12 protein-coding genes are annotated in these 13,997 nt (G+C 71.8%); all 12 read right to left on the bottom strand.

Annotated elements, in window-relative coordinates; all coding sequences use genetic code 11:
• Positions 1–3 precede the first annotated feature (3 nt).
• Positions 4–1,134, bottom strand: coding sequence for an acyltransferase (locus OG883_RS33390; RefSeq protein WP_266548818.1), 1,131 nt, complete (start codon positions 1,132–1,134; stop codon positions 4–6).
• The gene (locus tag OG883_RS33385; RefSeq protein ID WP_266548816.1) at positions 1,127–2,074 is read right to left on the bottom strand and encodes an alpha/beta hydrolase; all 948 of its coding nucleotides are present in this window, start codon (positions 2,072–2,074) and stop codon (positions 1,127–1,129) included. Before OG883_RS33385 ends, OG883_RS33390 begins: the two co-directional genes overlap by 8 nt.
• 275 nt (positions 2,075–2,349) lie before the next feature.
• Positions 2,350–3,219 carry an alpha/beta hydrolase gene (locus OG883_RS33380; RefSeq protein ID WP_266548813.1) on the bottom strand — a complete coding sequence of 290 codons (870 nt, stop codon included), beginning with the start codon at positions 3,217–3,219 and terminating at the stop codon, positions 2,350–2,352.
• Between the two features lie 85 nt (positions 3,220–3,304).
• Entirely contained in the window at positions 3,305–4,498 is a 1,194-nt protein-coding gene (gene kynU, locus OG883_RS33375; protein ID WP_266548810.1) for a kynureninase, read from the bottom strand.
• The gene (locus OG883_RS33370; protein ID WP_266548807.1) at positions 4,491–5,312 is read right to left on the bottom strand and encodes a tryptophan 2,3-dioxygenase family protein; all 822 of its coding nucleotides are present in this window, start codon (positions 5,310–5,312) and stop codon (positions 4,491–4,493) included. Before OG883_RS33370 ends, kynU begins: the two co-directional genes overlap by 8 nt.
• 136 nt (positions 5,313–5,448) lie before the next feature.
• Positions 5,449–6,570 (bottom strand): DUF3152 domain-containing protein, encoded by a 1,122-nt coding sequence (locus tag OG883_RS33365; protein ID WP_266548804.1) that lies wholly within the window; start codon positions 6,568–6,570, stop codon positions 5,449–5,451.
• Positions 6,571–6,722: 152 nt separating this feature from the next.
• Positions 6,723–9,017 (bottom strand): DHA2 family efflux MFS transporter permease subunit, encoded by a 2,295-nt coding sequence (locus tag OG883_RS33360; RefSeq protein ID WP_266548801.1) that lies wholly within the window; start codon positions 9,015–9,017, stop codon positions 6,723–6,725.
• A gap of 24 nt (positions 9,018–9,041) precedes the next feature.
• Positions 9,042–10,199: a MalY/PatB family protein gene (locus OG883_RS33355; protein ID WP_266548798.1), complete on the bottom strand. Its 1,158-nt coding sequence runs from the start codon at positions 10,197–10,199 to the stop codon at positions 9,042–9,044.
• Between the two features lie 106 nt (positions 10,200–10,305).
• Positions 10,306–11,328, bottom strand: a complete 1,023-nt coding sequence (fbaA, locus tag OG883_RS33350; RefSeq protein WP_266548795.1) for a class II fructose-bisphosphate aldolase — start codon at positions 11,326–11,328, stop codon at positions 10,306–10,308.
• 220 nt (positions 11,329–11,548) lie between these two features.
• On the bottom strand, positions 11,549–12,097 hold the full coding sequence (gene pyrE, locus OG883_RS33345; RefSeq protein WP_266548792.1) for an orotate phosphoribosyltransferase: 549 nt from the start codon (positions 12,095–12,097) through the stop codon (positions 11,549–11,551).
• Between the two features lie 10 nt (positions 12,098–12,107).
• Positions 12,108–12,974, bottom strand: coding sequence for an aldose 1-epimerase (locus OG883_RS33340; RefSeq protein WP_266548789.1), 867 nt, complete (start codon positions 12,972–12,974; stop codon positions 12,108–12,110).
• A 26-nt stretch (positions 12,975–13,000) separates the two neighbouring features.
• Entirely contained in the window at positions 13,001–13,885 is an 885-nt protein-coding gene (locus OG883_RS33335; RefSeq protein ID WP_266548786.1) for an SRPBCC domain-containing protein, read from the bottom strand.
• Between the last annotated feature and the right edge of the window lie 112 nt (positions 13,886–13,997).

Raw genomic sequence — 13,997 nt, 5'->3', positions numbered from 1 at the left:
AGCCTAGGCATCGCGCACCACCTGTCCCCGGGCGGGCCGTCGGCCCTGTTCGTACAGCCGGAACGCTCCCCAGCAGACGGACAGCGCGAGCGCGAAGACCGGCAGCCAGGCAAGCCGGGCCAGCACCCAGCCGGCGCTGTCGGGTGTGGTGTGCAGTCCGGGGAGCGCGCCCGCGAGCAGGCCGGTCGTGGTGACCGCCATCAGCGCGGTCTGGTGCCAGAGGAAGACCGTCATCGCGGAGAGGTTGACCAGTGCCACGGCCGCCCAGGCCACGGGGCGTTGCAGCACCCGGCGCAGCGGGCCGAGCAGCAGGAGAGCCCCTCCGCACTGCGCGAGCCCGAAGGCGACGGCGGCGAGGGTCGGCGGGTTGAGGTTGGAGATCTCGGCGCCGGGCACCCCGACCATGGACGCGGGATACCCGGCCCACAGGACGAGGGCGGCGGTGGCGGCTGCGCCGCCGAGCAGGAGCGCCCATCCCGTCGCACGGCCGCGCAGGCCGCCGCGGGCCCAGGCCGCGCCGAGGCAGTACGGGACCAGCCAGCCCGCGGCCACATTGATCCACCCCAGCCAGGCGGGTCCGCCGAGGCCGAAGCGGAACAGGTCGATGTGGAGGACGACGGCGAGCGGCCAGAGCGGATGCAGCTTGGCGACGAGCGGGGTGGCGGCGGTGAGTACGGCGAAGACCAGCAGGAACCAGAGCGGGGAGAGGGCGAGTTTCAGCAGGGTGCGTACGGTCTCCAGGCTCGCGCCCGTGGCGAGCATCCCGGTCGCGGCGACCGTCCACAGCACCAGGACGGCCGCGACCGGCAGGAAGAGCCGGGACAGCCGGGTGGCCAGCCACGGCCGGTAGCCGGTGCCGCGGGCCCGCGCCGCGGCATGGCTCCTGGCGCCCATGTGCCCGCCGACCAGGAAGAAGACGGCCAGGGTCTGAAAGATCCAGGAGACCGGGGCCAGCCACGGCATGTACTGGAGCGGGCTGGCGCCGTGGAGCACGCCTCCGCCGTCGGTGACGAGGGCGGTGACCAGCCAGTGGCCGAGGACCACGCCGAGGATCGCGAGCCCGCGCAGGGCGTCGACGGCACGGTCGCGCTCGGGCGGAGTGGCGGCGTCGATACGGCGTACCAACTCATGCATGGGTGACCTCCGTTGCGCGGCCGAGGGCGATCCGGGCGAGGTTCTTCAGCGGTACGGAGCCGGGCTTCAGGTAGTCGCTGTGCCCGCCGTCACCGGCGGCGAAGGTGCGGGCGCCGAAGGCGGGCGACACGGGGTCGGTGCCGTGACCGACGGTGGTGCCGAGGATGTCGAGCCGGACGTGCGGGACCTCGGCGACCCAGTCGTCGGCGCCGCGGCCGGCCCAGACGGTGGCGGGGGTGTGGAGGTCGGCGGCGCTGTCGGCACCGGCACCGGGGCTGCCGTAGAGGACGATGTCGGCGACGTCGAGGGAGGGTGCGGCGCGTCCGCAGACGACGGAGCCGTACGAATGGCAGAGCAGCGAGACCTGTGCGCCGGGCTTGGCGGTGCCCAGCTCCCGTATGAACGAACGCAGTTGAGTGGCCGCGCCGTCGGCCCGTCCCTCCGTCAGGACGTCGGAGCTGATGGTGCCGGGCGTGGCGTAGCCGAGCCAGGCGACGACGGCGGTGCGGCCGCCCATTTCGTCGTGGAGCGCCACCGCTCCCTCCCGGAAACGTCCGTACGTATCGAGGTTGGTGTCCGAGCCCGGCACCAGGACGGCGATCCGCTCGGCCCGCGCGAGGTCACCGAAGACCTCGGCGGTGCGGCCGCCGTCGCGCCCGTCGAAGGTGAGGAAGTGCCGCGCCGGGTCCGCCATGGCGCGCAGCCGGGCGGCCCGCGCCCGGTCGCCGTGGCCGTCCGCCATCCGGGCGGCCTCGCGGATGTTGCCGCGGTTGGCCGCGAACCGGTCACCGAGGGCGGGGAGTTCGGCGGCGGAGAGGCGTGCGAGGGCGGCCGGTGCGGGCGCGGGGACTGCGGCGGGCCGCGCCGCCGCGGACACCGGCACGGACACCGCGGCGGTGACGAGCGCGGCGAGCAGGGTACGACGCAGGCGGGACGCCATGAGTTCTCTTCCTTCTGTTCCAGGTGCTGTCCGGTCTGTCTCTGGAACAGAAGTTATGGATCACGGCCTGTGGTCGGCGTCCCGCTGGAGAGCGCACCTGTGTCGTAGCTCTGAGGTATGACGGGTAGGGGTGAGCGGGCTCGCGGTGGCTACCGAGCCGGCCGGGCGCGCACCCGCCGAGGCTACCGAGCCGGCTGAGCGCGGTCGGGATGACCACCAGGCCCGGCTGGCGCGCCCGCGGTGACCACCAGGCCCGGCCGGCGCGCTCGTGGTGACTACCAGGCCAGTTGGGCGATCTCCTCGGCGACGACGGCGCATGCGTCGGCGGCCGGATCGATCAGCGGGAAGTGCCCGACGTCCTCGAGGAGGGTCAGCCCGACCGCCTCCCCGGCCTTCGCCGCGGCGTCGGCATACGCCTCCACGACGGCCTGCGGCACCACGATGTCGTCCCGGCCCTGCACGACGGCGGTGGCGATACCGGTGGGCAGCAGTGCGGCCGGATCGACATGCGCACACCGCGCCTCGAACTCCGCCTCCCCACCCAGCAGTTGAACGACCGCGCCACTGCACACATCGAGCTCGACGGCCTGTGCGAAGTCCGCGATCGGCGCGAGCGCGACGACACCGCGCAGCGCGGGCGGCGCGTCCAGCCGCCACGGCGATCCGATGGGCAGCACATGCCGGGCGGCGGCCCAGAGTGCAAGATGCCCGCCGGCGGAGTGCCCGGTGACGACCGTGCGGCGGGCGTCCGCCTGCGGCAGGACGTCCTTGACCATGCCCGGCAGGGCGTCCATCGCGGCGGCGACGTCGTCGAAGGTCTCCGGCCACCGTCCGGCGACGGGCTCGCTGCCCCGCTGCTGCGGAATCTCGCTGCCGCGCCGGTACTCGATGTTGGCGACGGCGAGCCCCCGGCGGGCAAGGAAGTCCACGAAGGGAGTGATGTGCTGCCGGTCGTACGCCGCCCGCCATGCCCCGCCGTGCAGCACGACGACCAGCGGCGCAGCGGACCGACTCCCGCGCGGTGCATAGAAGTCGACGACCTGGTCGGGATGCTCCCCGTACGCGACGGAGACGTCCGGCGCGACGCGGGGATGCGAAAAAGCCGACTCGGCCTCGGCGGCGTCGCGAGCGACGGGGTCCGGCATGCTGCTCCAACCTTCCAGCAGGGTGGCGGAATTGACCTGACCAGCGGGGACGGTATCAGTCCCCGCTGGTCAGCTCATCGCAGCCTCAGGCGGTCAGCACCTCCGCCAGGACCGCCGCCGCGCGTTCCGCGTCCCCGAATCCCACATAAAGGGGTGTGAAGCCGAACCGCAGCACGTCCGGGCGGCGCAGATCGCCGATCACACCCCGCGCGATCAGCTTCTCCATCACCGCCGGCGCGTCCGCGCACCGCAGGGCGATCTGGCTGCCCCGCGAGGCGTGCTCCACCGGCGTCAGGGACGTGACCCTGCCCTCCGGCGCGTACGACGCGACGCACTCCAGGAAGAAGTCCGTCAGCGCCAGGCTCTTCGCCCGTACGGAGTCGATCGAGACGCCGTCCCACACCTCGAGCGCCGCCTCCAGCGCCAGCATCGACACGATGTCGGGCGTCCCGACCCGGCCCCGGGTCGCGCCCGGTGCCGCCTCGTACCCGGCCGCCATGGCGAACGGATCCGTGTGGGAGTTCCAGCCCGGCAGCGGGGAGTCGAAGGCCCCCTGATGGCGTTCGGCGACGTACAGGTACGCCGGCGATCCCGGCCCGCCGTTCAGGTACTTGTAGGTGCAGCCGACCGCCAGGTCCACCCCATGGGCGTCCAGGCCGACCGGGAGCGCGCCCGCGCTGTGGCACAGGTCCCAGACCGCCAGCGCGCCCGCCTCGTGGATCGCCGCCGTCAGGGACGGCAGATCGTGGAGGCGGCCCGTACGGAAGTCGACGTGGTTGACCAGCGCCACCGCCGTGTTCGGGCCGAGCGCCGCCGGGAGGTCCGCCGGGTCGACCGAGACGAGGCGCTTGCCGGTCATCCGGGCCGCCGACTGAGCGATGTACCCGTCCGTCGGGAACGTGGTCGCGTCGACCACGATGTCCGTACGGGAGTCGTCCCCGCGCAGCCGTACCGCGCCCACAACCGCCTTGAAAACATTGACGCTTGTGGAGTCGCCGACCACGATCTGCCCCGGTCCCGCACCCACCAGCGGGGCGATCCGGTCGCCGATCCGCTCCGGCGCGGTCCACCAGCCGCTCTCGTCCCACGAGCGGATCCGCAGCTCGCCCCACTGCCGGGTCACCACATCGGCGACCCGCTCGGGGACATGGGCGGGCAGAGCGCCCAGTGAGTTGCCGTCGAGGTAGACCGCCTCGTCGAGCGTGAACAGTTTGCGCAGTCCGGCCAGATCGTCTGCGGCGTCCAGCGCCGCGGCCCGCCGGGCCAGGGACTCAGACATGGCTGCGCGCCGACCACAGCTCGGGGAAAACGTTCTTGCGGGCGCGCTTCTCCAGCCACGCCACCCCCGCCGAACCACCCGTGCCCACCTTCGAGCCCATCGCCCGCCGCGTCGCCACCAGATGATCGTTGCGCCAGCGCCACACCAGCTCGCCGACGTCGGTCAGCGCCTCGCCGAGCGTCACCAGATCGGTGTCCTGGTCCGCGTCGCCGTACACCGTGGCCCAGACCTTCTCGATCTCCGCCGACGGCTCGTACTTCTCCGAGAGGTCCCGGTCCAGGACGGCGGACGGGACCGCCATCCCGCGCCGCGCGAGCAGCCGCAGCACCTCGTCGTACAGACTCGGCTCCTGGAGGGCCTTCTCCAGCTCCGCGTGGACCCGGGGCGCGCCCCGGTGCGGCACCAGCATCGACGCCGACTTCTCGCCGAGCAGGAACTCCATCCGGCGGTACATCGCCGACTGGAAACCGGAGCCCTCGCCCAGAGCGCTGCGGTACGCGTTGAACTGCGCGGGCGTGAGGTGGGCGAGCGGCTTCCAGGAGGCGTTGAGCGACTCCAGCTCGTACGTGCTGCGCTTCAGGGCGGCGAGCGCGACAGGCAGATTGTCCTCGCGGAGGGCGCCGGCGGCGGTCTCCCACTCATGGACGATGACCGTGAACCACAGCTCCATCACCTGGGTGGTGACCAGGAAGACCATCTCGCCCGGGTCGTCCGAGAGCGGATGCTGGAGGTGGGTGAGGACGTCCGCCTGAACGTAGTCCTCGTACGGAGTGGTGCCCGCGAAATCCAGGTTCGGGGCCGCGTCATGTGACATTGCTGTCTCCTCGACGTGTCCGGGTAGCGGTCCGCCCCTTCCTGTCCGGAAATGGGAGCCCCGGTCCCCACCGGCATCATAATCCGGGCATCAGCCGATCCGGAGATCGGGATACGCACCGCAGACGCGGGGATCATCACAGTGTCGGGCCGGTGACATACGTCCCGTTCTCGTCGTATGGCCAGGCATTGGAACGGCAGCCGTCCAGCCCCTTGATCTGCTGCATCATCACCGGCGCGAGCTTTCCGGGGCCCGCGCAGCCCATGTGCCTGCGGATGCCGATCTCGTGCCCGATCTCGTGGTTGATGATCAGATGCCGGTACTCCTCGGCCGCCCCTGCGAAGGTCGGCGAGCCCAGCAGCCAGCGGCGCAGATTCACCACGACGCCCTCGTCGGTCTCGCAGTTCAGCTCGCCGCGGGTGTCGAGGCCCACTTCGAGACAGAGTTTGTCGGCGGTGGCCGGGGTGGCGATCCGGATCACGAAGTCCGCCTCGGGGGCATCGGCGCCGCCAGAGTCGCCGGGCGCCGCGGGCGCCGTGGGGTCTGCGGGCGCCGTGGAGTCTGCGGGCGCCGTGGAGTCTGCGGGATCTGCGGGGGCGCCGTTCGAGTCGCCGGAGCCGTTCGAGGCGCCTGAGTCGGCCGAGTCGTCGGAGTCGTCGGAGTCGTCGGAGGAGACCAGTTGGAAGGAGCCCTTGCCGTGCGCGGCCCAGCCGCGCGGATGGGCGAGGATCGCCTGGATCTCGGCGGCGGCCTCCTTCGCGGAGACGCCGATGCCGTCCTCGACCTCGACGCGGTAGCGGCGCAGCGGGCCCGACCCGGCCGCCTTGCCGGAGGCCTGCGCGCCGGTGAAGGTCCCGTCGCCGGAGGCGGGGACCTTCTTGGGCGGCTTGCGCGGCTTCCCCGTGGACGGGGAGGGCGTGGGGGAGGGGGACGTACGGCGTTCCGCCGGCGTCGAGGGGGCGGCAGGCGGCGGGCGGTCCCTGGACTCCTCCGGGGACGGGGAGCTCGGCGGGGATGCCGGCGGCAGCGGGTCGTCGGCGGCCACGTCGGCGGCATTGCCGCCACGCCAGTGCGCGAGGGCCGCGCCGCTGCCGAGCGACAGCACGACGAGGGCAAGGCCGAGCAGGAGTATCCGGGCGAGCGGACTGCGGCTGCGGTCCGGTTTTCGGCGGCTGCGGCCCGCGGTACGGCTACGACTACCGGTACGGCTGCGGCTTCCGCCGCTCCGCCCGGTACGGACGCCGGCGCGCTTGCCCAAGACAGACCTCTCCCCAGGGAACATCGACACCGGCCACCCGTAGGTAAATCGCCAGTGCGTGCGAGCGTACCGGCCGAAGGCCCGTACACCCCGTACAGACAGGGGATACGGGCCTTCGGTTCCACGCGTTCACGGGAGCCGGGGCTGTGGGCTCAGCCCAGCGTCTGCGCGGCAGCCTCGGAGGAGTCGCGCAGGAAGGCCGTGCAGCGCTCGTACTCCTCCTGCTCACCGATCGACTGCGCGGCGCGGGCCAGCGCGTGCAGGGCGCGCAGGAAGCCGCGGTTCGGCTCGTGCTCCCACGGCACCGGGCCGTGGCCCTTCCAGCCGCTGCGGCGCAGCGAGTCCAGACCGCGGTGGTAGCCGGTGCGCGCGTAGGCGTACGACTCGACGACGCGGCCGTTCTCGAAGGCGTCGTCGGCGAGCTGTGCCCAGGCCAGCGAGGAGGTCGGGTACTTGGCGGCGACGTCCGCGGGAGCCGCTCCGGCCGCGAGAAGCTCGCGCGGCTCGGGCTCGTCGGGCAGGTGGGTCGGGGGAGGTCCCCCGAGCAGGTTTTCATGGATGGACATGGGCTCCAGTGTCACAGGTCGGTGGGGAATCCGTGGCAGCGGTGCGGGGGTTACGCGCCGGAGGCGATCATTCATTTCATGGGCAGGACGACGGACGCGACGATGGCCCGGCACGCGCCGTCCACCCAGCCGCCGCTGTCCCCCACCGGTACGACGCCGCCACCGTCCTGGTCCCCGCCCGCTGCGTCCCCCTCGTCCTCGGGCAGCAGCCCCTCCGCCACCGCCGGGCCGACCCGGATCTTCCGCTACCGGACCGACCCGGAACGCATCTGGATCTTCAACCAGGTAGACCCGGGTCAGCACAAGGGGCCCGGGCGCGGTCGGCTCCAACGGCGGCGCCGCCACGCCACAGTTGATCTTGCACTCGGGGTGGCAGTACTCCACTCCGGGCTCCGGGTTCCGCACTGCCCACAAGGCGATCAGCGACCCCACCACCAGCACGCCCGCACACATCGGCATCGCCCGCCGGAACGTCTCCTCGAACTCCGCCGCCGAGCGGTAGGCCTCCGGGCCCATCCCGGCCAGCAGCGGCAGCGCGGCCACTGCCAGCAGGCCGGCCGCGCGGGCCGCCGCGTTGTTGATGCCGCTCGCCAGCCCGGCCCGCCCGGTCTCCACGGAGGCAAGCACGGTGGCCGTCAGCGGGGCGACCAGGGTCACCATCCCCATGCCCATGACCAGCAGCGCGGGCAGCACATCGCGTACGTATGAAGCGTTCTCGCCCACGCGCAGCATCAGCATCATCCCGGTTGCGCAGAGCAGTGGTCCGACGGTGAGCGGGATGCGCGGGCCGATCCGTTCGCCCAGCTCGCCCGACTTCGCCGACAGCAGCAGCATCAGCACCGTGGTGGGCAACAGGGCCGTACCGGCACCGAGCGCCGAGTAGCCCGCCACCACCTGAAGCTGAAGGGCGACCAGGAAGAAGAACCCGGCGAAGGCGGCGTACACGCACACCGTCACCAGATTCACGGCGGTGAACTGCCGGTTCTTGAAGATCGACGGCGGCAGCATCGGATCGGGCCGCCGCCGCTCGACCATGACGAACACCACCCCCACCACCACGCCCACGACGCCGACCCACAGGGACGGCGCGATCAGCGCGTACGTCACCAGCCCCAGCGCCGACGCGCCGAGCACCGCCCCCAGCACATCGAAGCGGCCGTGCGCGTGGGGGTTGCGGGACTCCGGCACATGCTTCAGCGCCACCGGCACGCACAGCGCGGCCAGCGGCACGTTGAGCAGGAACACCCAGCGCCAGCCGGGCCCGTCGACCAGCCAGCCACCGACGAAGGGACCGACCGCGGCGCCGACGCCGCCCAGCCCGGACCACAGTCCCACCGCGCGGGCCCGGTCGTCCGGGTGGAAGCTCGCCTGGATCAGGGCCAGCGACCCGGGAGTGAGCAGCGCACCACCAATTCCCTGGAGGGCGCGGGCGCCGACCAGGACCAGGTCGTTGGGGGCGAGACCGCACAGCAGCGACCCGAGGGCGAACCACACCACACCGAGCACAAAGATCTTGCGCCGGCCGTAGCGGTCACCGAGCGCACCGCCCAGCAGGATCAGCCCGGCCAGGGTGAGCATGTAGGCGTTGACGGTCCACTGGAGAACGGCCATGTCGGCGTCGAGATCGGTACCGATGCGGGGCAGGGCCACATTGACGACGGTCGAGTCCAGCAGCGCCATGCTGGACCCGAGCACGGTCGTCAGAACCACCCAGCGGCCGGTGGCCGACGACAGCCTGATGTCGCCCGCCCCGTCGTCACGCGGCCAATCGTCGCCCGGCCGGTCCTGGCCCGCGCCGTCCTGGCCCGGCCGGTCCTCGCCCGCGCTGCCCTGGCCCAGCCGGTCCTCGCCCGGCCGGTCGTCGCCCGGCCTGTTGTCCATACCCGGATCATCCCCGGGTCCACCTCATCGGGCCAGCCGGTGAAGGGCACGGATCAGAGCGTCCACACCCTGCTCGGCCTTGGCGCGCGGACAGCCGACGTTGAACCGCACGAAACCGTCACAGCCGTACGTCGTGCCCGGCATGATCGCGACCTTCTCGTGCTCGATCAGCTCCCGCTGCAGCGCCTCGTCGTCCACGCCGAGCGGCCGCAGATCGATCCAGGCGAGATAGCCCGCCTGGGGCGGCTGCCAGCCCAGTTCGGGGAAGGCGGAGTGGATCCGTTCGGCGACCATCCGCAGATTGGCCGCCACATAGGCGTTGAGCTGCTCCAGCCAGGGTCCGCCCTCCCGGTACGCCGCGATGTGCGCGGTCAGCGAGAGCACGGAGGGTGAGGCGAGCCCCTCCCCCGTCTGTATCCGGCGCAGAAACTCCGCATGGTCGTCCGGGTCGCCGATGATCCCGTACGAGCCGCTCAGCGCCGGGAAATTGAAGGCCTTGGTGGCGGAGGTGACCAAGGCCCAGCGGCCCGCGGCGAACCGCGTCCATGGCAGATGGACATGTCCCGCGTGCACGAAATCGGCATGGATCTCGTCGCTGACGACCGCGACGTCGTACGCGGCTGCCAGCCGGGCGGTCTCCGTGAGCTCGGCCTCCGTCCACACCTTGCCGGTGGGATTGTGCGGCGAGCAGAGCACCAGCACCTTGCTGTCGGCACGGGCGAGCTGCCGCTCCAGGGCCGCCGTGTCGCCGACCGGCACCCCGCGCGGCTCGCGCCCGAGACCGGTGATCACCTTCCGGAAGCCGTCGTACGTGGGGGTGTGGACGACGACGCCGTCGCCGGGCTCGGTCCACATCCGCAGCAGCTGCGAGAGCTGGCTGAGCACCGAGGGCGCGTACACCATGCGACCGGTGTCGATCTCGGTGCCGTAGCGGCTGCTGAACCAGTGGCGTACCGCGGAGAGAAAATCCTCGGTCCGCCAGTCGGTGTAGCCGAAGACACCGTGCGCCACGCGCCTCTGGAGCGCGTCGAGCACTTCGGGCGGGGACGTGAAGTCCATGTCGGAGATGGTGAAGGGCAGCAGCCCGTCGGCGCCGAAACGGTCCGCGGCCCCGTCCCACTGGACGCACCAGGTGCCGCGCCGGTCCACGGGGGTGTCGAAGTCATAGCTGTCGAAGCTCACGCTGAGTCCTCCCCTGACATGCCGCGGGCCCGGCACCCCGCGAAGGGATGCCGGGCCCGGCTGCGTACGAATGGCAGCGTACGAACGGCTGCGTACGAAACGGCGCCTACTTGAGCTTGGTGCCCGTGGAGCGCAGGGCCGCGCAGGCCTCGGCAACGCGCGTGGCCATACCGGCCTCGGCCGCCTTGCCCCAGGTGCGCGGGTCGTAGGTCTTCTTGGAGCCGACCTCGCCGTCGACCTTCAGCACACCGTCGTAGTTCTTGAACATGTGGTCCGCGACGGGGCGGGTGAAGGCGTACTGCGTGTCGGTGTCGAGGTTCATCTTCACGACGCCGTTCTCCAGCGCAGTGGCGATCTCCTCGGCCGTGGAGCCGGAGCCGCCGTGGAAGACGAAGTCGAACGGGCTGGACTTGCCGTGCTTGGCGCCGACGCCCGCCTGCAGGTCCTTCAGCAGCTCGGGACGGAGCACGACATTGCCGGGCTTGTAGACGCCGTGGACGTTGCCGAAGGAGGCGGCCAGCAGGTAGCGGCCCTTCTCGCCCAGGCCGAGCGCCTCGGCGGTGCGCAGCGCGTCGTCGACGGTGGTGTACAGCTCGTCGTTGATCTCGTGCGTGACACCGTCCTCCTCGCCACCGGTCGGGGTGATCTCGACCTCGAGGATGATCTTGGCGGCGGCGGCCTGCGCCAGCAGCTCCTGGGCGATGGCCAGGTTGTCGGCGAGGGTCTCGGCCGAGCCGTCCCACATGTGGGACTGGAACAGCGGGTTACGGCCGGCCTTGACGCGCTCGGCGGAGATGTCGAGCAGCGGGCGGACATAGCCGTCCAGCTTGTCCTTGGGGCAGTGGTCGGTGTGCAGCGCGACGGTGACGTCGTACTTCGCAGCGACGATGTGCGCGAACTCGGCGAGGGCGACCGCGCCGGTGACCATGTCCTTGCTGTGCTGGCCACCCAGGAACTCGGCACCGCCGGTGGAGATCTGGATGATGCCGTCGCTCTCGGCCTCCGCGAAGCCGCGCAGAGCAGCGTGCAGGGTCTGGGACGAGGTCACATTGATGGCCGGGTAGGCGAACTTGCCTGCCTTCGCCCGGTCGAGCATCTCGTTGTAGACCTCGGGGGTTGCGATGGGCATCTGTCCGCTCCTTGTGATGTGCGGGTGTGCGATATGTGCGGGCCCTGACCTTGGGGCGACGTCATCGTCGGCGCCCATCTTTCCAGACTCTCGGCGCGACTCCACCCCGCGTGGGGCGCGCACATGCGTGAGGGGCGGAATGTTTCACGTGAAACAGTCCGCCCCTCATCATCACCGCAGGTCAAACCCTATGTCGCGCCCAGGTCACGACTTGCTCGGCTCAGGCGAGACCGAGCTCGTCGAGCGAGTACGCGTAGAGGTAGGGCACCCCTGCCGTCCCGCTGATCTTCTCGCCGGCGCCGGTCGCCCGGTCCACGATCGTCGCCACCGCGACGACCTCGCCGCCGGCCTCGCGCACGGCCTCGACGGCGGTCAGCGGCGAGCCGCCGGTGGTCGAGGTGTCCTCGACCACCAGGCAACGCCGGCCCGTGATGTCCGGGCCCTCGACGCGGCGCTGCATGCCGTGCTCCTTCGCGGCCTTGCGTACGACGAAGGCATCGACCCGCTTCCCACGGGCGGCGGAGGCATGCAGGATCGAGGTCGCCACCGGGTCGGCGCCGAGGGTCAGCCCGCCCACACAGTCGAAGTCGAGCTCTGCCGTCAGGTCGGACATCACCTGGCCCACCAGCGGCGCGGCCGCGCCGTCCAGCGTGATCCGGCGCAGGTCCACGTAGTAGTCGGCCTCAAGACCCGACGAGAGGGTCACCTTGCCGTGCACCACGGCCTTGTCCTTGATCTGCTGGAGCAGCTCAGCGCGTACGTCAGTCATGGTCGCCAGCTTAGAGGCGGCGCCAGCTCCAGGTCGCCGCGATCTCGAGGGGCTCGATCGGGGTGACGAGCTGCGGGTGGGTGTTGAGGCCGTTCGGCGGGCCCGACTGCGGTTCCACGCAGACGGCCTCGGTCTGCTCGTCGTAGATCACGACCCACTCCGCGCGACTGGTGACCTTGAGCTCCAGCCGCTCCGGCCAGGTGAGCGTGACGTCGACCCCGTCGGGCATCCCGAAGCAGTCGTCCCAGGGACCGGGCAGGGGGGCGATGCGCTGCCCGGTCGGCAGGTGGCCGTCCCCGCGTTGCTCCTGCCACTCGGGGGTGAAGTCGATCCGTACGTCCTCGCCGCGCCCGGTCCCGCCGCTCCCGCCCTCACCGCCCTCGCCCTGGCCGCCCTCGCTGCTCTCGCTCTCGCCGCTGCCGAGGTTGCGCAGGAACCAGGGGTGCCAGCCGGCCTGGGCCGGGAAGGACGTCCCGTACGTCTCCACGCTCATGGTCAGCGTCAGCGAGTCCTCGGTCAGCTCGAAGGCCTGGGTGACGCGTCCGGTGTACGGCCATGGGTCGGCGAGGTCGTAGGTGAAAGCCGCATCGCTCTTGTTCGCGCGGGCGGTGCGCCAGGCCGCGTCGCGGCCGGTGCCGTGGATGGCGTGCGGCGGGGAGTTGAGCGGTAGTTGATGCTGTACGGCTCCGTTGCGGAACTGTCCGTTCTCGACGCGGCCGCACCAGGGGACCATGGGGAAGCAGCCGTAACGCTCGCCCTGGTGCAGGACTTCGGTGCCGCCGATGCGCAGGCTTCCGATACGGCAGCCGATCTGCGGATGCACGGTCAACTCGACGTCTCCGGCGGCCAGCCGGATGCTCTCTTCGCTGCTGCTCACACCACGACAGTACTGGCGGGCGACGCCTATGCGCGGCGGCGCAGCACTCGTCGGACGACGACGGCGGAGGCGATCGCGAGGGCCGCGGCGGGAGCGACCCAGCGCAGGGCCGCGCCGGCGGTGGTCGGCTCGGGCGGCGGCGTGGGGGCGTAACGCCCGCGCGGCGGGGCGTGGTCGACCTCCTCGGCGCTCCGCCCGATCATCGTGCGGCGGGCGTGGGCGGCTTCGGCCGGCGGCTCGTCGGGCGCGACGGGCAGCTCGTGAATCTCGGGCAGCTCCGCCGCGCCGGGCGCATCCGGCACGTCGGAGGCGTCGGAGGCGTCGGACACACCGGACACCTCTGACGCCTCGAATTCGGACTCGGCGACCGGGTCGAGCGGCGGCGGCGGCACGGGTGCGTCGAAGACGGACGGCTTGGTGGACGGCTTCGGGGCCTCGGCGTCATCGGCAGGCCCTTCGCCGGTCACCCCCTCGGCAAGCGGGTCCTCCGCCGTCGTCGCGAGCCGGTCGGCGAAACGGTCCAGCAGCCGGTGCGCGGCGGATGTCGTCGTCGTGTCCTCCAGCTCCGCCAGACGGCCCTCCGCGCGGGCCGTCCCCGCGAACGAGAGCGTCGTACCGCCCTCCGCCTCCGCCGGGCGGATCGTCAGGGTCACCTTGGCCGAGCCCGTACCGCGGGCCTCCAGGCCCTCGCCCTCGACCGCGAAGACATCACCCTGCTCCAGGATGCGCAGGGTGCCGCGGTAGGTGATCGTGTGCCCGCCGATCCGGACCTTCAGCCGGCCGTGGAGGGGGCCTGCCGACTCGTCGGCGTCCTGCTGGAGTCCCGGTACGCAGCGGGCGACCCGGGCAGGGTCTCGCAGCACCTGTCGGAGAGTCTCTGCCGGAACCGGAACGAACACCTCATGCTCCATGGGAGTCGAGCCTACTCAGACCGGCCCGCCACGTCACCGTTTCCGCCCGTGTACGGCTCGACCCACTCACCCACTCACCCGCTCGGTCACGCACCCGCTCACCCACGCACCC

The sequence above is a fragment of the Streptomyces sp. NBC_01142 genome, assembly GCF_026341125.1.
In the GTDB taxonomy this organism is placed as follows: Bacteria; Actinomycetota; Actinomycetes; order Streptomycetales; family Streptomycetaceae; genus Streptomyces.
The sequence above is the reverse complement of the archived record's forward strand: the minus strand, read 5'-3'. Positions and strand labels throughout refer to the sequence as shown.

Coding starts and splice junctions, on each gene's coding strand:
- OG883_RS33385 (WP_266548816.1), bottom strand. CDS start 2,074: ATGGCGTCCCGCCTGCGTCGTACCCTGCTCGCCGCGCTCGTCACCGCC.
- kynU (WP_266548810.1), bottom strand. CDS start 4,498: ATGTCTGAGTCCCTGGCCCGGCGGGCCGCGGCGCTGGACGCCGCAGAC.
- OG883_RS33335 (WP_266548786.1), bottom strand. CDS start 13,885: ATGGAGCATGAGGTGTTCGTTCCGGTTCCGGCAGAGACTCTCCGACAG.
- OG883_RS33370 (WP_266548807.1), bottom strand. CDS start 5,312: ATGTCACATGACGCGGCCCCGAACCTGGATTTCGCGGGCACCACTCCG.
- pyrE (WP_266548792.1), bottom strand. CDS start 12,097: ATGACTGACGTACGCGCTGAGCTGCTCCAGCAGATCAAGGACAAGGCC.
- OG883_RS33360 (WP_266548801.1), bottom strand. CDS start 9,017: ATGGACAACAGGCCGGGCGACGACCGGCCGGGCGAGGACCGGCTGGGC.
- OG883_RS33380 (WP_266548813.1), bottom strand. CDS start 3,219: ATGCCGGACCCCGTCGCTCGCGACGCCGCCGAGGCCGAGTCGGCTTTT.
- fbaA (WP_266548795.1), bottom strand. CDS start 11,328: ATGCCCATCGCAACCCCCGAGGTCTACAACGAGATGCTCGACCGGGCG.
- OG883_RS33390 (WP_266548818.1), bottom strand. CDS start 1,134: ATGCATGAGTTGGTACGCCGTATCGACGCCGCCACTCCGCCCGAGCGC.